Source organism: Flavobacterium sp. P3_A6, from assembly GCF_056403035.1.
The window spans coordinates 48,525-73,078 of the sequence record NZ_JBFUGG010000019.1 but is presented as its reverse complement, the minus strand read 5'-3'; the positions used below and the strand labels follow the sequence as shown (position 1 = coordinate 73,078).

15 protein-coding genes are annotated in these 24,554 nt (G+C 33.9%); all 15 read right to left on the bottom strand.

Annotated features, from left to right (window positions below; all coding sequences use genetic code 11):
* Positions 1-78: 78 nt before the first annotated feature.
* Complete coding sequence (locus tag AC1DVP_RS16470; RefSeq protein ID WP_477184576.1) at positions 79-1,533, bottom strand: OmpA family protein; 1,455 nt, start codon at positions 1,531-1,533, stop codon at positions 79-81.
* 301 nt (positions 1,534-1,834) lie between these two features.
* Positions 1,835-2,908, bottom strand: a complete 1,074-nt coding sequence (locus AC1DVP_RS16465; RefSeq protein ID WP_477184575.1) for an OmpA family protein — start codon at positions 2,906-2,908, stop codon at positions 1,835-1,837.
* A gap of 168 nt (positions 2,909-3,076) precedes the next feature.
* Complete coding sequence (locus AC1DVP_RS16460) at positions 3,077-4,153, bottom strand: AI-2E family transporter (RefSeq protein ID WP_477184574.1); 1,077 nt, start codon at positions 4,151-4,153, stop codon at positions 3,077-3,079.
* A 265-nt stretch (positions 4,154-4,418) separates the two neighbouring features.
* Positions 4,419-4,592, bottom strand: a complete 174-nt coding sequence (locus AC1DVP_RS16455; protein WP_477184573.1) for a hypothetical protein — start codon at positions 4,590-4,592, stop codon at positions 4,419-4,421.
* Between the two features lie 23 nt (positions 4,593-4,615).
* On the bottom strand, positions 4,616-5,089 hold the full coding sequence (locus tag AC1DVP_RS16450; RefSeq protein WP_477184572.1) for a Dps family protein: 474 nt from the start codon (positions 5,087-5,089) through the stop codon (positions 4,616-4,618).
* Between the two features lie 527 nt (positions 5,090-5,616).
* Entirely contained in the window at positions 5,617-5,811 is a 195-nt protein-coding gene (locus AC1DVP_RS16445) for a hypothetical protein (RefSeq protein WP_477184571.1), read from the bottom strand.
* 49 nt (positions 5,812-5,860) lie between these two features.
* Entirely contained in the window at positions 5,861-6,295 is a 435-nt protein-coding gene (locus AC1DVP_RS16440) for a response regulator (protein WP_477184570.1), read from the bottom strand.
* Entirely contained in the window at positions 6,292-8,994 is a 2,703-nt protein-coding gene (locus AC1DVP_RS16435) for a PAS domain S-box protein (RefSeq protein ID WP_477184569.1), read from the bottom strand. The genes AC1DVP_RS16440 and AC1DVP_RS16435 overlap by 4 nt, the downstream gene beginning before the upstream one ends.
* A 57-nt stretch (positions 8,995-9,051) precedes the next feature.
* Positions 9,052-9,597, bottom strand: coding sequence for a helix-turn-helix domain-containing protein (locus AC1DVP_RS16430; RefSeq protein WP_077377454.1), 546 nt, complete (start codon positions 9,595-9,597; stop codon positions 9,052-9,054).
* A gap of 208 nt (positions 9,598-9,805) precedes the next feature.
* On the bottom strand, positions 9,806-14,146 hold the full coding sequence (locus AC1DVP_RS16425; protein WP_477184568.1) for a CheR family methyltransferase: 4,341 nt from the start codon (positions 14,144-14,146) through the stop codon (positions 9,806-9,808).
* Positions 14,147-14,416: 270 nt separating this feature from the next.
* On the bottom strand, positions 14,417-15,094 hold the full coding sequence (locus AC1DVP_RS16420) for a peptidoglycan DD-metalloendopeptidase family protein (protein ID WP_477184567.1): 678 nt from the start codon (positions 15,092-15,094) through the stop codon (positions 14,417-14,419).
* A gap of 82 nt (positions 15,095-15,176) precedes the next feature.
* Complete coding sequence (locus AC1DVP_RS16415; protein WP_477184566.1) at positions 15,177-17,585, bottom strand: alpha-ketoacid dehydrogenase subunit alpha/beta; 2,409 nt, start codon at positions 17,583-17,585, stop codon at positions 15,177-15,179.
* 186 nt (positions 17,586-17,771) lie between these two features.
* Complete coding sequence (locus tag AC1DVP_RS16410) at positions 17,772-20,597, bottom strand: gluzincin family metallopeptidase (RefSeq protein ID WP_477184565.1); 2,826 nt, start codon at positions 20,595-20,597, stop codon at positions 17,772-17,774.
* A 199-nt stretch (positions 20,598-20,796) separates the two neighbouring features.
* Positions 20,797-21,525: an LOG family protein gene (locus tag AC1DVP_RS16405; protein WP_477184564.1), complete on the bottom strand. Its 729-nt coding sequence runs from the start codon at positions 21,523-21,525 to the stop codon at positions 20,797-20,799.
* A 147-nt stretch (positions 21,526-21,672) separates the two neighbouring features.
* Positions 21,673-24,504 carry an excinuclease ABC subunit UvrA gene (uvrA, locus tag AC1DVP_RS16400; protein ID WP_477184563.1) on the bottom strand — a complete coding sequence of 944 codons (2,832 nt, stop codon included), beginning with the start codon at positions 24,502-24,504 and terminating at the stop codon, positions 21,673-21,675.
* Between the last annotated feature and the right edge of the window lie 50 nt (positions 24,505-24,554).

Here is a 24,554-nt window from a genome sequence, read left to right as displayed (position 1 = left end):
TCAATAGAAAAGGGCTGTTGTTTCCAACAGCCCCCTTCCCCCAAACCTTTTTCAAAAAACATTCAAAAAATGTATTATTTAGTAAGTTGTTTTTAACTCAACTCTTCTGTTTTTGGCACGACCTGCAGCAGTTTTGTTAGTTGCTATTGGTTTACCTTCTCCAAATCCTAAAGCAAGTAATCTAGTTTCAGCAATACCTTTGCTTACTAAATATTGTTTTACAGATTCCATACGTTGTTGTGATAATTTAATGTTATAGGCATCACTACCATTACTGTCTGTATGTCCTTCAATTTGTAAATTAGTTGCATCATAACGATTTAATATGATAACCAACTGATTTAATTGAACATAAGAAGAGGTTTTTAACTTGGCACTAGCATTTTCGAAGAAAAGTTTACCAGCAATAGAAGCAATTTTTTTGATATCTTGTGGAGTAATTTCTGGACATCCTTTGTTTATGATATTTCCTTTTACGGCAGGACAACGGTCATCAATATCTGGAACACCATCCCCATCAGAATCTGGGCAGCCTTTTAAAGCAATTGGTCCGGCAGCGTCTGGACAACGATCCTCACTGTTTACAACACCATCTTTGTCATTATCCATAGGACATCCAGCAGCGTCAACTTTCTGACCCGCAGGAGTATTGGGACATTTATCATCGATATCTGCAACGCCATCATTATCTGCATCAGGACAACCTCTTAAAGCTAAAGATCCAGCAACATCAGGACAACTGTCTTTAGCATCGGATACACCGTCTTTGTCTCTATCAGGACAGCCATTTAAGGCAGGTGATCCTGCAACTTCAGGACATTCGTCTAAATAATCGGCTACACCATCATTGTCTTTATCAAGAGGACAGCCATTTTTGTCGACAACTATACCTGCTGGAGTGTCAGGACACTTATCATTTCTGTCTGAAACACCATCATTATCAGCATCTTTTTTCTCTCCTAAGTTGAAAGACAATCCTACAGTGTGCATCAAAAACGAATCTTTGCTGCCACCAGTAACGCCGTCTCTATCATCTCCATCCGTAAACATAAAAGTTTCCTGTACATTAAGCATCACAACTGGACTTAGTCTGAACGTTAATCCACCACCAGCTGTTGGTAAAAGATAATCTATTTTTTTACTGTTAACATCTAGTTTTTTGTCAAAAAGCATAACTCCTAAACCACCAAATACATAAGGTCTTACAACATAGTCTGGATTTAATAAATTAATTTTTAAATTCAGTGCAAGAGATGAAAACTCACTGTTGAAATAACCATTTGGCCGATTGTAAGCTACTGTTCCTTTATTTGCAGCTAAGTTCAAATCAAAATATTTTCCTAAATATCTGGAAACTGACAAACCTCCAACTCCATAAAAAGTCATATCGGTTTTATAAAAATCATTTCCAAGATCACCGTTATATTGTGTTGCTCCACCTGATATACCAATATTCCATTTTCGGTCTTCGGTTTGTGCATTCATAATAAATGTAAATGTTAAGCACGTACATAAGAATAGTAATTTTTTCATTTTATGTTTTATTTAATTATTTAGTCAAAGGTGATTCACAAATCGAGTTTTTGAGTTACAAAACTTTTGTTAATACTTGTATCATTCACACCTTTATAAAATAAATAAAAGTGGTTTTTTTTATTTTGTATATTGATAATCAGTAGTTTGTTGTGATTTTGTTAAATCGTAATATGTTCCGTTTTGCGGGCTTAGTTTTTGTACTTATTATTGTCACAATAGTTTTCGGATTTAAGTACAAAAAAAGAGGCTGTTAAAACGGCCTCTTTTCAGAAAAAAAATATTCAAAAAACAAAATAAACTATTTATATGTTGTTACCAATTCAACTCTTCTGTTTTTGGCTCTGCCTGAAGCAGTTTTGTTATCGGCAATAGGTTTACCGTCTCCAAATCCTAAAGCAGTAAGCCTGGTTTCCGGTATTCCTTTGCTGATTAAATAAGTTTTTACAGATTCGGCACGTTGTTGCGATAAATTTATGTTGTCTATATCGCCGCCAACATTATCAGTATGTCCACCAATTTGCAAATCAGTCGCATTATAGCGTTTTAATATGACCACCAAATAATCAAGTTGTACATAAGATGATATTTTTAACTCAGCACTAGCATTTTCAAAGAAAAGTTTGCCAGCAATATCAGCTATTTTTTTAACATCTACAGGTGCAATTTTTGGACAGCCTTTGTCAATAATATTTCCTTTTTCGGTTGGACAGCGGTCAATATTATCAGTTACGCCATCGCCATCAGTATCTGGACAGCCTTTTAGCGCTAGTGGTCCAGCTGCATCAGGACAAAGATCCACTTCATTGGCTACGCCATCATTATCATTATCCAAAGGACACCCAGATGCATTTACTTTGTAACCTGCAGTTGTATTTGGACATTTATCATCAATGTCTGCGACACCATCTTTATCAACATCCTGACAACCTTTTAAATCAGCTGGGCCAGCTACATCAGGACAACGATCTTTACTATCGGCTATTCCGTCTTTATCGCTATCAGGGCAACCATTCAGGGTTTCCAATCCTAGTGTATCTGGACATTCGTCTAAATAATCGGCGACACCATCTATATCTTTATCAAGAGGACATCCAGTTTTGTCAACAGCAACACCTGCAGGAGTACTTGGGCATTTGTCATTTTTATCGGAAACACCATCATTATCTGTGTCTTTTAATTTCTCAAAAAGCGTAGCTGTTAAGTCTCTAGCTCTATAAAACGAAATATCTGTTTTATAAAAATAATTTCCTAAATCCCCAATATATAGAGTTTTGCCATCAGATATTTTAATATTCCATTTTCGGTTTCCCGTATTTGCTTCTGCAATATATGTAAATGCTAAGCACATACATATAAATAATAATTTTTTCATTTTGTAGTTTTTTAATTGTTTATATCAAAGGTCTTTTACAAATTGATTTCAACTGTTATATAACTTTTCTTATTAGTTGTATGATTCACATATTTTTAAATGAATTATAAAATATGTTTGCAGGTTGACAGTTCTTTTTTGGAACAATAAACAGAATGCAGCTATTCGTTATAATAAGGCTTTTATTTTTTTTAAAAAGCTTGAATTTGTAGATTTTTTACGTTCTATTTCTCCTATCAAAAAGCCATAAGGCTTCAAGGTTTCGATGTGATCACAGATAATTTTGATCATAGCAGTTAATGGTATTGCCAAAATAACTCCTGGTATTCCCCAAAGCAGTTCTCCCAATACCAATGCAATAATGGTAAATAATGGATTAATTTTTACTTGAGGTCCCAGCATCAAAGGTTCAAGTAACCAGCCTTGTATGAATTGAATAATTCCATAGGTAAGAATGATTCCACCCAAAAGAGCAAGATTTCCTCCATGCATTGCGGTTATCAAAATGGTAAGTGCTGTTCCGGTAATGTTACCCACAAAAGGAATTATTTCCAGAAACCCACAAAGTATGGCAAAAAAGAATGCGTTTTCTAACCCTAAAAAACTAAAACCTATATAATACATAATCCATAAACAGACAATCATTTTTGAAAGACCTACCAAATATTGTTGGGATACATTGGCCACTTTATGTATTATTTGTTCCATTGCTTTTTGCTCTGAAACGGCGGTTAGTTTTAGAATAAATTGTTTGATATGCGAACGATAATAGAGTAAAAACAAAAAATAAGCCGTGACCAAAATAAGATTGGTTAATATGATAGCCAGCGAACTCAATATTATTTGCATTATACTTGAATAGGAAGGCTTTTCTTCTTTCAAGATTTTGAATTGTTCCTCTATTGAGATATTGAAATGGTTGAAAATGTATTTTTGAATGTAGGCTGCAGTATCTATTGCTTTTTCTTTCAAGAGAGTAATATCATTAATTACTTCAGATATTTTCCAACTTAGCAGTGCTATTAATCCCGAAAAGAAAAGTGCTAATGTAAAAAAACAAAGAAATACTGCCATTTCTTTTGGGATTTTCTTTTTTTCCATCCAATTGCAAAAGGGCAAAAATAAAGTCGCCAAAATTCCTCCAATTACAAAAGGCATAAAAAAGACCTGACCATAATATAAACCGGCAATAATAAGGAAAAATAAAAATAATTTCTTTGCGACAATAGTGGAGGAGGAAGTCATTTTTACTTTTTTTAGATGAATTAAATTATACAGAGTTGTTCTAAATATCAATTCGAGTATTTTCTTGCGGAGAAGTTTCAGCAAAAAAATACTCGAATTGGGACTTTTTTTTCTTTAGAAACGAATCATACCCGATTTATTTTCTATGAGATACTTTTGCAGGTACAAGGCTAATTATGACTTTTCTGCCTGTTCTTATACTCAATGAAATAATTGAAATATGATAAATTATTTTTATTTTAAAATTTATATAATAATTTGAACTCTAAAGATTTCTAACTCTTTCTGTAAATAGAATATTGGATTTTTTAAAAGCTTCCGTTTTAAAATCAAATTGAATAGAGCCAGAATCAACTGCAGCACTTTTTCTAGAAGTTATTTTACCTACTTTACAATGACTTTTGGAACTGAATACTAATTCTTTTTCTGCTTTATACATTTTTATAGTTTTTTTGTTTTGAATTAACTCAAGTATCTTCTAAGTTTCCATGCCATTGTTTCGTGTTCTTCCATTAAACCAGTTAAAAAATCGGCTGAACCAGCATCATTATTTTCTTCAGTACATACTGTTATATCTTTTCGTTGCTGGATAATAATGGTTTCATGATCTTCTAATAGTTCCAGTAACATATCTTTTTGTGAAGGATATTTATTTGGATTTTCTTTAAGTCTTGTCAGTTCTGAAAATTCTTTCATAGTGCCAATAGCTTTCCCTCCCAATTTACTGATGCGTTCTGCAATTTCATCAATTGAAGCTTCTAATTGTTTGTATTGGTTTTCAAATAATATATGTAATTCCATAAAACTATTGCCAGATATATTCCAATGGAATTTTCGTATTTTAATGTATAAAGTCATTTCATCTGCTAAAACTGAAGATAAAAATGTGATGCTTTTTTGTGAATTTTGTTTACCGATTCCAATTTGTGATTCCATATTTTTCTTGTTTTAAAAGCTGTTTTATGACTATATTTTTTTAAAAAAAATCTGATTTAGATCTAATTCAAAAATTTTTAGAATACAAAGGTGACAACTTGAGGGTAAAATTGGGTTATATAATTTTTGAAAACAATTATAGAATTTACAGATAATTTTGAAAATCGTTTTACTGGAAATGTAGATGCAGAACTCATTCCGTTTGGAAAAAAGAAGCCAAACGAGCAGGTTTTAAATTAAAAGAATTTAAGTACGGCATTGCCTTTGCTTCTGTTCTTAAATGAGCTCAGGAATCTTTGAAAATAATTTTGGAAGCAAGCGCTAGAAAAAAATAATGAAGTTTATCCAAAGAGAATACGATTGATCGATTAGCGTGTATCAAGCTCGTGTATTATCTCGATAGTCATAGAAGGAAAGCTGGAAAACTTCTATGTTCTTGAGGCCGTTGCGCCAGCCTGGCAAATCAGAAAAAGTATATTTTTTCATTGAAATATTTTTTAAAAAAGTCTTAGATTAGGTTCACAAATCTAAGATTCATCTTTTGTAGTTCGCACTAAGCTAATTCCTGCTATAAAGAAAACTGTACCCAAAATTCCGTAAATTACAAGGGCTTTTATGTCTTTCTCACTACCAGAAGTGTTGGTAAATATAACTGCATCATAAATTAGGCCACCTATTCCTAGAGCCGTTAATAATGCGCCGAAGATTCTTTTGATATTCATGATTTTTATTTTTTAAAATTTATAATTATAGAATTTGTAGTCATTTCCCTTACATTCTTTCCATATACCAATTTAATTCCTTTTTCATTTTTCTAAACTCGAAAAGAGACGATATGATTTTTTGCAAACGAACAAAAGCCGTTTCGCTTTTAACCACATAATCAAAGGCGTGATGATGCATACAGTCGATAGCCACATCAATTTTATCCTGAGAAGACAACATAATCACAGCAATTTCTGGATTGAATTCTTTTATTCTATCCATGGTATCAATACCGTTTATGGCATTTTTATCAATACCGTCCAGATGATAATCCAAAATAATGACATCTGGGTTATTGGATAAATTGGCCAAGCAAAGTTCCCCGGTGGAGTAGGTTTCTATTTCAAAATCAGCATGATCCAAAAACTCAATTTCCAAAGATTTCAAGAATAAGGCGTCATCGTCGACTAAGAACAGTTTTATTTTGTTTGTGGTATTCATTTTAGGGATTTTTTTAATGTTTCTAATTCTAGTTCTAATTCTTTACAGGCCTGCATACATACATCTTCAAGTTTTAATACCATACTTTCCATTTCATCATTTTGTTGTTGTATCGCCACATATTCCTGAATTTTTTTTGCCATATTTTCAAAATCAGAATGCATTCCCATAATTGAAAATGAAGGAATCATTTTATGAATGACAGCATTTAACAAATTCCAATCTTGAACTAACAAGCTTTTTTTTAATGTATTAATTAATTCAGGTGTTTGTTCCAGATACAGACCAATCATTTCAATCATCAATTTTGGATTGGATTTAGTGCGGTGGTTTAAGTAATCTAAATTGATGTATTTTACTTTTTCAACTTCTGACACTTTCAAAGTGCTGTTTTTATTTGGTTTTGAACTTTTAGGGTTTTTTATTAACCCAACGATTTTGCTGTACAATACTCTTTCATCAATAGGTTTTGCAATATAATCGTTCATACCCACAGCTTTACATTTAGCCAAATCTACCGTAGTGACATCTGCTGTCAGTGCAATGATGGGAATAGTCAAATTCAATGTTTCTCTAATGTATTCTGTAGCTTCAAAGCCATTCATTTCAGGCATTTGTAAGTCCATCAAAACAATATCGTATTGATTTGTTTTGAGTTTTTCGATGGCAATTTTCCCGTTTTCGGCAATGTCACGTTCAAAACCAAAATCATCCAATACCGTTTTCATAAGCAATTGATTCAGAGCCATATCTTCGACCACCAATACTCTGATGCCTTTAATCTCATTATTCAATTCCATGATTTCATTTTCTAGTGCCGCATCTTCAGTCGTTTTTAGAAAAGGCAAAGTAAAACTAAAACGGGAATACTCGTTTATTTTACTTTTAACCCTTATGCTGCCTCCTTGAGATTCCACCAGTTGTTTTACAATGGCAAGTCCAAGGCCAGTTCCTCCATATAATCGAGAAGTTCCGCTTGATGCCTGTTGGAAATTTTCAAAAATGCTTTCTATTTTATTTTCGGAAATTCCAATTCCTGTGTCATTAACAGCAAACTCGATAATTACTTTTTCATCATCTTCATACATTAAATGAACACTTATGGTAATCACGCCTTCTGTTGTGAATTTTACGGCGTTACTGACTAAATTTAAAATAATTTGATGCAAACGAACAGGGTCGCCAACCAAAACTTCTGGAATATTGTTATCGTAATCCGATACTAATTTTAAGTTTTTCTCCTGAATTTTAGTTTCAAATAAATGAAGCATGGAGGACAATGATTTTTTAATTTTAAAAGGTGTTTGTTCAAATGTCATTTTTCCTGCATCGACTTTAGCCAAATCCAATATGTCATTTATAAGCACAATCAAAGCATCACCACTCATTTTTATCGCCATCAAATATTCTTTTTGCTTGGCTGTTAATTCAGTTTTTAAAACCACCTTTGTAAATCCGATAATGGCGTTCATCGGAGTCCGAATTTCATGGCTCATATTAGACAAAAACTGCTGTTTTGCTTTTACGGCATTTTCGGCAATTTCTGTAGCCAATTCGGCTTTGCTTTTGGCTTCTTCAGCCAGTGATGTTGCCAGCTCGGCAAAAACCTTGGCTTCCAATAATTCTGTTGCAATTCTTTTTTGCTCTGTGATATCTCGGGCGACCACAACGGCACCCACAACATTTCCCAAATCATCTTTGTAAACCGAACCGTTAAACAATACATCGGTAAATTTTCCATCCATAATAGTAAGCGGATAATCGACAACAAAGCCTTTTGAAAAAACTTTTTTATATCCGTCCCGTGCTTTTTGCGGTTCTGTGAAATAGTCAATAAAATCAGACCCTATCAATTGTTCTCTAGATACGCCGGTAACCTGTACCGTTGCGTCATTGGTGTCCGTTATTTTTCCGTTTGGCGAAATGGTAAATAAAGGATCTCTACTGGCTTCAATAAGACTTAGAGAATATTGGGAAGCCAATTTAAGAGAATAACTATGGGCTTCTAATTCTTTGTTGGCAATTTCGCGTTTCTCTTTCTCTTTACTTTGAAATTCAAGTTCCAAATCGGCAATTACGAGTTCGGCTGCTCTACTTTCTTTTTCGCCTGTTTGAAAAAGAAGCTCTTTGTTGGCAATGTATAATTCGTCTGCTCTTTTCTCTTTTTCATCATTTTGAAAAGCCAATTCTTTGTTGGCAATAACTAATTCAGCCGCTCTTTTTTCTTTGACTTTATTTTGGTAGGCCAGTTCTTCATTAGCAATAACCAACTCCGCTGCGCGTTTCTCTTTTTCATCATTTTGAAAAGCCAATTCTTTATTAGCATTTCTTAATTCTAATGCCCATTTTTGTTCAGCTATGTCTCTTGCTACAATTACTACTCCCTTTATATTGCCTTGATTGTCACGATACACGGAACCATTAAATAACACTTCGGTTAGTTTTCCGTTTTTGTGGCGAAGTGTCAGCGGAGAATCAGAAACTGAACTTTTAGAAAAAACCTCTTGATAAACATCATGTGCTTTTTTTGGTTCGGTAAAATAATCTTTAAAATAGGTTCCTGTCAATTCCTCTCTTGATATTCCAGTAATGTGAGTCAATGCTTCATTCATATCCGTAATTTTGCCTTCGGTGCTTATGGTAACCAGAGGATCCAAACTGGCTTCTATTAGACTTCTGGCATATTGTGATTCTTGCATGGGGAGGCGTGGTATTGTTAGTTAAATTTATAGCTGGATTTCCAAATAATATTGTAATTAATTTCCAATTTCTTCAATTGGACTGCGTCTTTTATCTTTTAATTGTTTAAAGTGGGTAGGAGATAAGCCTGTTACTTTTTTGAACTGACTCGATAAGTGAGCGACACTGCTATATCCCATTTTCCAAGCAATTTCAGTAATATTGAGTTCGCCATAAATAATCAATTCTTTAATTCTTTCGGTTTTGTGCGAAATGATAAATTGTTCGATTGTAGTTCCTTGCACTTCCGAAAAAAGATTGGACATGTATGTGTAATCGTGATTTAATTTTTCATGCAAATAATCTGAAAAATTAATTTTAATGTTTTCATCAGTATGATGCACCAATTCAATAATTACATTTTTTATTTTTTCGATAAGCATGGCTCTTTTATCATCCATCAATTCGAGTCCGGAATCTATTAAGCCTATTTTGAGTTGCTCTCTTTGATACATAGAAATAGTTTCCATGATTTCCACTTCGCCTAAATCAACCACAATAAAGTGCAGGCCAAGTTTTTTCAATTCTTCTTTCACCGCCATTTTACAGCGATTACTAACCATGTATTTTATATATAATTTCAAGTTATTTCTAATTAAAAGATTCAGTAAAGGTCATCTAGAAATCAACAAATCATGTTATAGAATTTACAAGATTGTTGTATAATTCACAGGTTGTTGAATGTTTTAAATTAATAAGTACTTTTCCCAAAGTTTAGATTTTGAGAAGTAATTCAAATGAAGTATCTGGTCGATTATAATAATAACCACGCTATTTTTTTGAAAGTGTTTTTCTAAGCTGTCTGATAATTTTATTATATAAAAGGTTTTCATCAATTGGTTTAGAGATGTAATCATTCATTCCCACCATTTTAGATTTTTGTACATCTACGGTGGTTACATCTGCGGTAAGCGCAATGATTGGAATTTTGGAATTCATAGTATTACGAATGTAATCTGTAGCCTCAAATCCATTCATTTCGGGCATTAGTATGTCCATCAAAACAATATCATAGTTGTTTTCTTTTAGTTTTTTTATGGCTACTTTACCATTTGCCGCAATATCACATTGAAAACCGAATTCCTCTAAAATGATTTTTATCAAAAGCTGATTCAACGGTACATCTTCTGCCACCAAAATTTTTATATTTTCTAATCCTTCAATCGTATTGTGAATATTTTCTTCTTCTGCTGGATCTTCTACGCAGAATTTCTCAAAATCCATAATAAAACCAAAGGTGGAACCTTTACCTTCTTCACTTTTTACAATTAATGACCCTCCTTGATGTTCCACCAGTTGTTTAACAATGGCAAGACCTAAACCGGTGCCTCCGTATAACCGTGAAATTTCTGTAGAAGCCTGTTCGAAATTATCAAAAATATGTGCCAGTTTGTTTTTTGGAATTCCAATACCTGTATCTATTAGAGTAAATTCTATTGTAGTTTTTTCCGAATCTTCTTTCAGTAATTGAACGCTCAGAATTATTTTCCCTTTTGCCGTAAATTTAATGGCATTGCTTATTAAATTTAAAATAATTTGCCGCAAACGCATACAATCACCTACGATAAATTCAGGAATTCTGGTATCATATTGCTGTTCTAATTTTAAATTTTTCTCAGAACATTTAGATTCAAATAAATAAAAGATATCGGCAATCGATTCAAATATATTGAAGTTTTTTTTATCAAATGTCATTTTTCCGGCATCGACTTTGGCAAGATCAAGTATGTCATTAATTAACACAATCAATGCACTTCCAGAAGATTTAATGGCAGTAATAAACTCTCTTTGCTCTTTATTCAAATCGGTTTTTAATGCCACATTGGTGAACCCAATTATTGCATTCATCGGAGTCCGAATCTCATGGCTCATATTGGATAAAAATTGTTGCTTTGATTTTAATGCATTTTCTGCAATTTTTGTGTTTTGTTCTGCAATGCGTCTGGCTTCGATCAATTCATTTTTTAGATTTATTTGTTCCGTTACTTCATAAGCGATAATGGTTACGCCCAAGATGGCTCCATCGGTATCGAGATACGGCTGATAAACAAAATTGAAATAAACATCATCTAATTGTCCGTTTCGCATCAAAGGGACAAGTAGTTCATACCCTTCTTGTGCAATACCCGTCGTGTAAACCTCTTTGAGCATTTTGGGAATTGGACCTGCTTTCAATTCGGGTAAAACATCAATGATAGTTTTGCCTTCTATAGCACTTCCTTTTCCCCATATTTCTTTAATACTGTCATTCGCTAGGGCAATCACCATGTTCTTTCCTTTTAAAATGGCAAAAGAGAAAGGCGATTGCATCAACATCATGTTATAGCGCTTATTACTGTCTTCAATCAATTTAAGCGCTTTTTTCTCGACTTCAAGCTGTACTTCCAATACTTTTTTCTCTTTAATTTGGAGTTCAATGGCCAGATTTCGAACATCAGTAATATCAATGATTGTCAGGACAATCAATTCTTCATTTTCTCTAGCCTGAATGATGCGGTGGGCGTTGAGTAACATTATTTTTTTACCAATTATCGGAAAAATATGCTTAACTTCAAAATCATGAAAACGATTATTCTTTAAAACAATTTCTTCCAGCAGTTCTCTTAATTGCTGGATATTCCATTGGTTATTTCCTAATTGATATAATGATTTTCCAATGCATTCTTCTTCGGTTACATGAAATGTTTTGCAAAATGATATATTGGCTGATTTGATTTTTATGTCTTTATCCAAAATAAGAACAGGTTCATGAACTGTAGAAAGTATGGCTTCATTATATTGATTTAATTCTTCGACTTGCTGAATTCTGGAATGTAATTCCTGATTACTGGTTACCAATTCCTCATTTGTTGATTCAATCTCTTCTTTGGAGGTTTCGAGTTCTTCATTCAGGCTTTGCAATTCTTCATTACTCGATACAATCTCTTCATTGGCACTTTGCAGTTCTTCATTGGCGGCTTCCTGATCATGGGTTATAGATCCCATATCTGCTCGAGCCGCTGCAAGTTCTTCCTCCAGTTTTTTTATTCGACGGTCTTTTGCAATTGTGTTGTTTTGCTGTCCTTTTATTGATTCTTCTTCAGTTTCGTGCTGCATGTATCCTGTAAAAATAACGATCAATAGAGGTTCTTCTCCTTCAATATTTAGAGGAATAGCTTCAATATTTACGATCTGAATCGTATTGTCAATAGGATTCCGATTCATTTCAATCCCCATTTTCCGTATGGGAAGTTTGGTTTTAATGGCATGATGAATGGCATTACGCAACTCAAATGTTATTTCGAGATGTGCCATTTTCAAAATATTAAAACTGGCCTTGCCCGGGGAATGCTGCAAATACAAGGATGTCGATCCTCGAAATTGAAGAATTTCCAAATCGTAATTGATTATAACACTTGCTGGTACATGATGTTCGAGCAAAACGGTATCAAAAGCCATTCCTATTGTACCATTTGCTGATGCAGATACTTTTTTGAATGTAGAAGTCGGTATTGTATTTTTATCAGGCATAGTAGAATGGGAAAGACGTGAAGTAAGATCTGGGATGGTGCGTAATCCTGAATTTTTTTTTCGGGAATAAAATTTAAATTTTTTATCGAGAATCGTAAAGAGCTGAGTCGTTGTCCCAATAGTTTCTGATTTTCCAAGCATCAAACAACCACCATCGTTTAAGGCATAATGAAAAGTGGAAATGGCTTTTTTCTGGGCTGTTGTGTCCAAATAGATTAACATATTCCTGCAACTGATAAAATCCATTCTCGAAAATGGTGGATCCCGCAAAATATTGTGCTTTGCAAATACGCAAACATCCCGCAGCTCTTTTGAAATTCGGTATTTGTTTTTCGATTTAGTGAAGAAACGCTGTAACCTTTCTGGGGAAACAGTTATTACTTGACTTGCTGTATATTCTCCAATCCGAGCTATCCGAATGGCATCTGCACTCAAATCTGAAGCAAAAATTTGAAAGGGAATACTGTCAGGATTGTTTTCTTGTATTTCGATCAATAATATAGCTATCGAATAAACTTCTTCACCAGTGGCACAGGCTGCTACCCATAAACGGAGGGTTTCTTCAGCTGATTTGGTCTCGAGTAATTTAGGCAGAATTATATTTTTTAAATACAAAAAAGCTTCCGTGTCTCTAAAGAAATCAGTTACATTAATCAATAAATCCTGATAAAGAATATCTACTTCATTCTTTTGATTTAAAAGTAATTCGGCATATTCTTTTAAAGTTTTAATTTTATGAACTAACATCCTGCGAAGCATTCGCCTTTTTATAGTATTCATTTTGTAGTGACTGAAATCTACATTTTTTCTTTTGTGCAAAAGTTGTAGAATAACCTTCAATTCGGGACTGCTATTTTCTATTTCTGTTTCTGGTGTTTTCTTTATAAAATTCTTTAGTAGTATTGGATGCTGACTGATTCGTGTCAATTCAATTCCAATCTCTTTTGGAGATAATACAAAATCTACTATTCCTGCGGCGATTGCAGAATTGGGCATACTGCTGAATTTCGCCGAATCATCTTGTGCGAAAGTAATTCCGCCAGCCTCTTTTATTTCTTTTAATCCACGAGTGCCATCATTGGCCGATCCAGATAAAATAACTCCAATAACATTTTCATGATGCGTTTCGGCCAAGGAGGAAAAAAGAAGGTCAATAGAGAAGTTTGAAGTCCTGTTTTTGGGTCGGGGAATTAATTTGATATGTCCGTCAATAACTTCGATTTCTTTATCATTTGGAATAACATAAAAATTATTGGGTTTCAGTAATTCCATATTGTCAATCAACTGAACCTCCATTTGAGTCACTTTAGACAAAAGTACATCAAGCAGACTTTTATGATCAGGACTTAGGTGCTGGACATAAATAAAAGCCATACCTGTGGTAGGAGAAAGATTTTTCAATAATTGGGTTACTGCTTCAAGACCACCTGCAGAGGCACCAATAGCTACGACGGTAAAAGATTTTTCTTGCTCCCCTTTCATTGAAAATCGAAGTGATTTTGTGGGGACTTTTGAGATTTTGATTTCTTTTGTTGCTATTAATTTGTTATTGGGTAGTGATTTAAGTAAACTATTGTCGCCTATGGTCAAAATTGATTTCATTGTACCAATATTTACTTTGGACACTAGTATTAAAAAGAAGTATTCTCTTTAATCCATCCATAAATGGGGCATATCCTTATCAAATGTAGTAATAACTAAAACCAATAACTATTAATTTAGAGTTTATCTTTTAGAAATCGTAAGGTTAGTAGTTTAGTTATTTTACTGAAAAACAACTAGAAAGCTTATGGATAATATAGAAGTTGGTATATAATGAGGATAAAATTATTTTGTTATTTTCAATTATGGCATAAACAAAATATCAGATTTTTAGAAAATCTTTAATAATAAATTTGGATCGGGACAGTTTTCCAAATAATAATCCAATTTACTTTTACTGCAAACTCCAGGATAATCCCCTAAATTTTCTTTTATATCTTTAATAATCTGGAAATGCAAATGTGGTGAATAATCACCATTTACACTGGCATCACCCAATGTTGCCAATTGTTGTCCCTTTGCAAAAAAATCACCAGCATTAATAGAAGCAATACTTTCTAATGACAAATGTCCATATAAGGTATAAAAAACATGATTTTCCAATTGATGTTCCAGAATTATGGTTGGGCCATAATCCCCTAAGTTATTGTTGTATTGAAAACTATGCACTTTACCATCCAGCGCTGTTAATACAGGCGTTCCAGCTTTTATCCATAAATCCAAACCAATATGAATATTGCGTTCCTCGGTGTTCAAATCATTAAAAACGGCACTCCTTTTGTATAAGTTGCGGACTTCGTTATAACCACCATACGCTACTTTTGCTTTGTTCTTGGCTAATGAATATTCAACATAAGTTTCAAATTGTGAAGAATCTGTAATGTTTAGCTGATTCAATTCTAGATTGGAAGCTGATAAATCCAACGGAGTGTACTGTGAATAGGGGATTGTGCTATCAATTACTTTGATGTCATCTAAATCTAAAAATAATGTTTCTAATGGCGTCATTTAAAATAGAGGTGATAGTTTTTAATAAAGATAAAAAAAAATCCCAACCTGAAGATTGGGATTTTGAATATTACATTTTAACTTAATACAAACTTGGATATTTCAAAGGATTTACTTCATGCATCATTTCATATACTTTTTCATAAATATCCTCGGCTGAAGGTTTTGAAAAATAATCTCCGTCAGTTCCGTAAGCTGGCCTATGAGCTTTGGCAGTCAAAGTTTGCGGTTTACTGTCCAGATAGATGTAAGCATTTTGGTCTTCAACTATTTGCTGCAGAATATACGCAGCCGCTCCGCCAGGAACATCTTCATCAATGATTAATAAGCGGTTGGTTTTTATTATGCTTTTTACAATATCATGATTAATATCAAATGGAAGCAACGATTGCAAATCGATAATTTCGCAGTCAATACCAGTTTCAAACAATTCTTTAGCAGCTTGTTCTACTAACCGTAAAGTTGAACCATAAGAAACAAGCGTAATATCAGTTCCTTTTCTAAGTGTTTCAACAACACCAATTGGCGTTTTGAATTCACCATAATTCAAAGGCATTTTTTCTTTCAGTCTGTAACCGTTTAAACATTCTATAACCAAAGCAGGTTCATCAGATTCCAATAAAGAATTATAAAAACCGGCCGCTTGTGTCATATTCCTTGGAACTAATACATGAATTCCTCTAATAGCGTTGATAATCATTCCCATTGGAGAGCCAGAATGCCAAATCCCTTCTAAACGATGACCACGCGTACGGATAATTAGAGGAGCTTTTTGTTTTCCAACGGTTCTGTATTGCAAAGTAGCTAAATCATCACTCATGATTTGGATAGCATACAATAGATAATCCAAATATTGTATTTCGGCAATTGGACGCAATCCTCTTAATGCCATTCCAATTCCTTGTCCTAATATTGTAGCTTCACGAATTCCGACATCGGCAACGCGCAATTCCCCATATTTTTCCTGCATTCCCTCAAGACCTTGATTTACGTCACCAATATTTCCGGCATCTTCGCCAAAAATTAATGTTTCTGGATATTTTGAAAAAAGTGCATCAAAATTATCTCTCAAAATCATTCTTCCGTCAGTATCCGCAATAGCATTACTAGGATATTCCGGTAAAACTTTTTTTACAGAAAATATATTTTTATCTGATTCTGAAAATAAATTGCTGCTAAACTTTGGCTGTGTTTTTTTGATATAATTAGTAATCCAATCAGACAGCTCTGTTTTGTCAATTTCATTTACAACTAGACGAAGAGATTTTCTGGCAATAATCATTATTTCCTTTTTTAAAGGAGATTTAATGTTTTTTAGACTAGAAATATTTTTTAGAATTTCTTCCTTTTTAGTACTAGTAGCTGAGAGTCTTTCTAAAATGGCAATCAACTCGTTTTGTTCATCAATAATAGGACTTATAAAAGCATTCCAAGCCACTTTTTTACCTTCAAAAACTTCTTTTTTGGCATCCAGATCAATTGCATCAAGTTCCTCCGGAGAAGCGATATTGATAGCAATCATCCATAATTTCATTTGTCGGATGCAGTCAAATTCTTTTTCCCATGCTAATCGGGCTGCATTTTTATATCTTTCGTGTGAACCAGAGCTTGAGTGACCCTGAGGCTGAGTTAACTGATTTACGTGAATTAAAACAGGGACATGATTTTCGCGTGCTGTTTCGGCAGCTTTTTCATAAGTTGCAATTAAATCTACATAATCCCAACCCTTTACAGTTAGTATTTCAAAACCATTGGTGCCTTCTTCTTTTTGGTATCCTTTTAATATCTCCGAAATATTTTCTTTAGTAGTCTGATGTTTTGCATGCACCGAAATACCGTATTCATCATCCCAAATGCTCATTACCATTGGTACTTGCAGTACTCCAGCGGCGTTTATAGTTTCAAAAAATAATCCTTCAGAAGTGCTGGCATTTCCGATAGTTCCCCAAGCAATTTCATTTCCATTTATTGAAAATTGATCTGCATTTGGAATACCAGGAACGTTTCTGTAAATTTTTGAAGCTTGAGCCAGTCCAAGCAATCTAGGCATTTGTCCCGCAGTTGGGGAAATATCAGCGCTGGAATTTTTTTGTTGTGTTAGATTTTTCCAAGATCCATCTTCATTCAAACTATGGGTTACAAAATGCCCTCCCATTTGTCTTCCCGCAGACATTGGTTCCAAATCAATATCGGTATTACCATATAAGCCAGCAAAAAATTGCTCAATAGACAATTCTCCAATGGCCATCATAAAAGTTTGATCGCGGTAATAGCCAGAACGGAAATCACCATTTTTAAAGCATTTTGCCATGGCAAGCTGTGGGACTTCTTTACCATCCCCAAAAATACCAAATTTGGCTTTTCCAGTTAATACTTCTTTACGCCCTAATAAACTGCATTCTCGACTTATTATGGCAATTTTATAATCATTTAATACTTCAGTTTTGAAATCTTCAAATGTTAAACTAGTATTGACTTTTTCTTTAATCATAATTTAAAAGTATAACTTTAATGCTGCAAATTTAATTAAAACTATCTATATAGCATTATACAATTCTGTATTTTTATAATTTTTTAGCAAATAATTTTTAGTAAAATGAATGTATTTTTATCAAATAAATAATTTTATTTAGAATTTACTAACAATAACTTAATGTTTTAAAGTTTTTGTTTTGAATTAAAACCATTTTCGGGTAAAAAGATTAATTAATGATTTTGGGTTAAAAATGAAGATAAAACGTATTTTCTCTCCATAATTTTTTTCTGACAGTTCAAATCCGTTTGAGGAATATACAGGAAAGTACAATTCGAAGTAATCCTGTACCAAATTTAACCGTATTCCGCTATCATAAAGAAAGGTATTTGAAACGCCTCTATTTTTTATAAAACCAAAATCAGCATAGGCATCAACCCAATTCCACAGTATAGAATAACTCAAATTGGCCGTTGTCAGCCATTGATCAGCTTCGGCCGGTTTCAAAAATGATTTAAAACCTCCTTGTGCATGGATATATTGCTGGCTTAGAATTCCGGTTGTTTCAGACCGTGCATAGACCGGATAATCAAACATATAATCATTTATTCTGGAAACGCCAAAATTGTAATTTTGCGTATTGTTGCTATTGTATAAAAAGGTTCCAGCATAGACTCTACCATTCAGATAATGCTTGCCATTAAATAACTTACGATACTCCATTTCAGCAGATACTTTACCAAAATATCTGGATAATTGAATATCAGTCAGAAATTTGACATGGCTGGTTACTTCGGTTTTTATATTGAAATATTTGATGTTAAAAATGGAGTAGTTATCGGTACTGTCTATTACTGTTGATGATGGCCCTTTGTAAATAATATTGTCTTTTAATGTTATAACCTGTTTCCTATTATCGCGATAGTTTGGCTCTCTTAAAAATAAGGACAGGCTAGGGTATAATTTGAGGTAAGCCGCGTCTGATGCATAATGGAAATAAGAGCCATTTAAGGAATATCTAATGTTGTATAAACGGCTTTCTCTTAAATATTGATTGTAGGCAAACGTGTAGCTGCCTACAATAGATTTAGTATTGATGGAATACATTGGATTTAAAATAAACATAAATGGCTTATCAAAAAAGCTGTAATTGTATAGACTTATTCCTGGAGAAAAACCGTCATAAAGATTATAAAATAGAGTAGGGACATAAAACAACTGTGAATAATGCGGATCCTCTAAATCTTGAAAAAGAGTCATTTTTAATGGACGATTAAAAGAGAATTTTTGCAGGGATTTCCAATTGTTTCTCAAATTAAACTCAGGAACTTCATTTTTATAATTCAGAACCAGTTTGTCGATACTTTTTCTTTCAAAAGTAAGCTCCTTGTCAATTTCACTAATTTCCAGCCATTTTTTAAAAATAACCTGTTTGTTTCTAATTCCAAATACAGGTATCGGAACCAAAGGAACTCCTTTGTTTTTTACTGTAAATGTAACACTGTCTTTGGTTTTGGAAACGGCATCAAATTTATAATCAATTATTTCTCTGCTGTCAATAATGTAGTTAAAAAACCAATCGATGTTTTTTGAAGTTTTTGATTTTAACAGCTCTTCGAAATCATTTCTATTGGTTTGTTCTTGTTTATTTTGGTTATAAAATTGCTTAATTCCAGAGGGAACTATTCCATTTCCAAGATATTCATTAAGATAATCTAAACTCAGTCCGGCTTTGTATTTATTGGCAATTTGGACATTATATTTTATCAATGCATTTTTAGAAGCATTAAGAGGCTGGTCTAAATTTTTTCTTGCCATCAGCATATAGTAATAGCTATACTGCTCATTAAAATCAGTTTGAGCCATCTTAAAACTTCTGAGTAAAAAGAATTTTGAGGCAGATCCCATCATTTTGCTATCAGGATGAAATTCATGAATATAACCCATCATTGTATAGATTTGAAAGCCATCATAAATCCAATTGTCTTTTCTGGAATCTAATCTCATACTGGTTTTAAGATAATTATTCAAGTAGGTTTTTAAAAATTTTATTTCGAATAAAAAATCGGTATGAAAAGGACGTATGAATTTAGGTAATTGATTCAAGCCATAAAAAGGGTTTTTTTCATAGTCAGCCTCAGAAATAATTATTTTATCAAATGGATATTCTCCAATTTGATTTTTGCTGTAATCTACAATTCTTTCAATGATTTTTGTCTTTAGGGAGTCATTAAATCTTCCAGATCTAATATTAGTAAAAACTTCTAAGTTGTTAACTTTGAAACTAGTATAACTGGATTCCTTTTCTATGATAAGGTCGATATCATTTCTGTTTTTTCCTGTCAATCTGATATTGGTTTCTTGATCAGTTTGTGTCAATCGGTCAATTGCCAAATCAGTAGTGACAGCATTTTTGCCATTAATTTTTAAGTCAATATCAAAATCAGAAACAGCATTGGCAATGTCATCAAGGTTTTCATTGCTGTATTTTACAAATTCTTTATTTTCATAACGTGCAGGCGTGAGAAACCAGTTTTTAAGGTGCATGCCGTATTTTTCAAAATAACCGTATTTGGTAAATTTGTCGCTAGGGATTTTTTCTATATAAGTGAGATGCAGTTTTACTTTTTGGCTGGGCAGTAAAGTGTTATTTAATTTAATTGTGATATAATCTGGATTTTTTTTAGATCTTTCCCAAACAAAACCTTTCTGATCAGCGTCTTCAATTATTAAATTGATAGTTCCGCCAAGCTCATTTACCGATGCCAAATGAAATTTATTGTAAAACTCATCCGAAAAACGCTTACCCAATGGACTTTCCTTATCCGAAAAAGCATTATTCCAATCATTCAGCACTATTGAAGTCAAAGTGTCATTAGATTGATTGTGAAAAGTGATTTCCTGATCTATCGTTACTGTTTTATAATCCATATTCACAACGGCAGTCATCTTTGATTGATGCTGTGCATATTGTTTTTGGGTAACCAGTAAAACAATAACAGACAGGATGATTTTACCGTAAGTTTTCAATTTGGGACTGTATATAGGTTTAGTGAAGGTATAAAACTAATACAATTTACAAAAAATTAAGAAAAGTTCAGTATTAAATGGGGTGAAATGCATTAAAATGCGTTAAAATAAACAAGCTGTCTCGTTCCTATAATGAACTGCCCCCAAAAAGTTAGACACTATTTGGGGGCAGTCTAAAAAGACGAGACGGCTTTCAATATTAAAAATTAGGGCTTAAATCGTATTTCTTGTAGAATTTATTGATGACATCAACGACTTCATCTTCTGTGTCTACAATTTTAAATAAGTTCAAATCATCTGGGTCTATCGTATGCTCTTTTTCAACCAGTACCGCTTTTATCCAATCGATTAATCCTGACCAAAATTTACTTCCCACTAATACAATTGGGAATTTGCCAATCTTCTTGGTTTGAATCAAAGTAATAGCTTCAAATAATTCATCCAAAGTTCCAAATCCGCCTGGCATTACCACAAAACCTTGCGAATATTTTACAAACATTACTTTTCTAACAAAGAAATAATCAAAATTTAAGTTTTTATCTCTGTCAATATACGGGTTAAAATGCTGTTCAAAAGGCAATTCAATATTCAGTCCAACCGAAGTTCCTCCGCCCAAATGCGCACCTTTGTTACCTGCTTCCATAATTCCGGGACCTCCTCCGGTTATCACGCCATAACCGGCCTTACTGATTTTGTAAGCGATTTTTTCGGCTAGCAAATAGTAGTCGTCTTCTGGTTTTATCCTTGCAGAACCAAAAATAGTTACACAAGGACCGATGCGGCTCATTGCATCGTATCCATTCACAAATTCGGACATGATTTTAAAAATCCCCCAACTGTCATTGGATCTAATTTCGTTCCAAGTTTTTTGTTTAAAACTATCTTGAATTACTTTGTCTTCATTGTTGTCAAAATCTTCTAATCTCATAATTTCTCATTATATTTATTAGGAGCTATTTCCAGCTATCCGTTTCAATCTTATGAGCCGAACCCCGGCTCATAAGGATTTCCACTTCTATCTGGGCTAGTGCATCCGTTTTTAATTCAGTTTTTATCATTGTTAAATGATGTTTAACTAAGATAACTCTTTTTTCAAAAACTGCGCTGTGTAGCTTTTTTTATTTTTCACAATTTCTTCTGGAGTTCCTTTGGCTACAAGCTGTCCGCCGCCTTTTCCGCCTTCGGGGCCTATGTCAATAATATAATCGGCTAGTTTTATTACATCCATATTGTGTTCAATAATCAGGATGGTATTTCCTTTGTCTACCAATTTGTTAATTACATCCATCAGCACTCGGATGTCTTCAAAATGTAAACCTGTAGTTGGCTCATCAAGAATATAAAAGGTGTTTCCGGTATCTTTTTTAGACAATTCGCCAGCCAGTTTGATGCGCTGTGCTTCGCCGCCAGAAAGTGTTGTACTTTGCTGTCCTAGCGTAATATAGCCCAAACCAACATCCTGAATCGTTTTTACCTTTCGGTAAATTTTTGGTATGTTTTCAAAGAAAGGAACCGCTTCGTCTACGGTCATATTCAACACATCCGAAATTGATTTTCCTTTGTATCGAATTTCCAATGTTTCTCTGTTAAAACGTTTTCCCTGACAAGTCTCGCATTCCACATACACATCGGGCAGAAAATTCATTTCTATGGTGCGCACTCCCGAGCCTTCGCAGGTTTCACATCGTCCTCCTTTAACATTAAAACTAAAACGTCCCGCTTTATAACCGCGGATCATACTTTCGGAAGTCATTGTAAATAAGTTTCGTATTTCGCTAAAAACTTCGGTATAAGTTGCAGGATTGGAACGCGGCGTGCGTCCGATCGGGCTTTGGTCAATATCAATCACTTTGTCAATATGTTCCAATCCTTCTATTTTTTTATACGGCTGTGGTTTTTTGACGCCATTAAAATAATAGGCGTTCAAAATAGGGTAGAGGGTTTCATTAATCAAAGTTGATTTTCCGCTTCCCGAAACGCCCGTTACACAAATCATTTTGCCCAAAGGCAAATCAATAGAAACATTTTTGAGGTTATTGCCTGTCGCGCCAGCCAATTTTAGAAATTTACCATTTCCTTCACGGCGCTTAGAAGGAATTTCCAATTTCAATGTTCCGTTTAAGTACTGAGCCGTAATTGTATTGGAAGCCAATGTTTCGGCAGGAGTTCCAATACTAATGATTTCACCACCGTATTTGCCTGCTTTTGGACCAATGTCAATCACATAATCTGCCCGTTCCATAATGTCCTTGTCGTGTTCAACCACAAGAATGGAATTTCCTATATCCCGTAACTGTTCCAAAGAGTGAATCAATTTTTCATTGTCTCGTTGATGTAATCCGATGCTTGGCTCATCCAAAATATACAAAACACCCACCAATTGTGATCCAATTTGTGTAGCCAATCGTATGCGTTGCGCTTCACCGCCTGAAAGGGATTTAGAACTTCGGCTTAAAGCCAAATAATCTAAGCCCACATTCATCAAGAAAGCCAAGCGGTCTTTGATTTCTTTAATTACTTCAGTAGCAATTCTTTTTTGTTTATCGGATAAATGATGATCTAAATCCAAAAACCAAGCCGTCAAATCCGAAATGTCCATATCGCACAATTCGGATATGCTTTTTTCGTTTATTCTAAAATAATTGGCTTCTTTTTTCAAACGGGAACCTTCACATACAGGGCATTTCACCTCGTCCATAAATTCCTTAGCCCAACGCTTGATACTCGTCGAACCGCTTTCATCGTGCTGATTTTTAATAAAATGGGAAATCCCTTCAAAATCAATTTTATAATCGCGTGCAACGCCTAAATCTTTAGAATTTATGGTAAACTTTTCTTTACCGCCGTTCAAAATCATTTCCATTGCTTCGGCTGGGATTTTTTCTATGGCATCGGTCAATTTAAAACCATATTTCTCTCCTATAATTTCCAATTGCTTGAAAATCCAAGAAGATTTGTATTCACCCAACGGAGCAAATCCACCCGATTTGATGGATAATTTAGGATTGGGTATAATTTTTTGAATATTAATTTGGTTCACAGTTCCTAATCCGTTGCAGTTGTCGCAAGCACCCTTTGGAGAGTTGAAAGAAAATAAATTAGGTTCCGGATTTTGATAGGATATTCCGGTACTTGGACACATCAAATTCCTGCTAAAATAACGAACTTCATTTGTGTCCTGATCCAGAACCATTAATACATTTTCACCGTGATGCATCGCTGTATTGATGCTTTCTGATAAACGTTTTTCGTTATCTGGAGTGTTCTCAATGACCATTCTGTCGACAACAATTTCGATATCGTGGGTTTTGTAACGGTCTAATTTCATTCCTGAAACCAAGTCTAAAATATCTCCGTTAACACGGACTTTCAAAAATCCCTGTTTGGTTATCTGTTGGAAAAGCTCAGCATAATGTCCTTTTCTGGCACGGATAACTGGTGCTAAAATATTAATTCGTTTTCCGCTAAAATCCTGTATAATCAAATCCTTTATTTGATCATCCGAGTAGGAAACCATTTTTTCTCCCGTATTGTAACTGTAGGCATCGGCACCACGTGCATAAAGCAAACGCAGGAAATCATAAATTTCGGTGATGGTTCCCACGGTAGAGCGCGGGCTTTTGCTGGTCGTTTTTTGCTCAATGGCAATAACAGGGGATAAACCGTCAATTTTATCCACATCTGGACGTTCCAATCCTCCAAGAAATTGTCTCGCATAGGCCGAAAAGGTTTCTACATAACGGCGCTGTCCCTCGGCATAAATAGTATCGAATGCCAATGAAGATTTTCCAGATCCGGATAAACCCGTAATGACTACCAGTTTTTCTCTAGGAATGGAAACATCTATATTTTTTAGATTGTGAACGCGGGCACCTTGAACTTCAATCGTATTGTCTGTATCTAGCATAATTTTTGCAAAAAAGCAAAGTTACCATTTTGATTGATTCTTTTGATAGA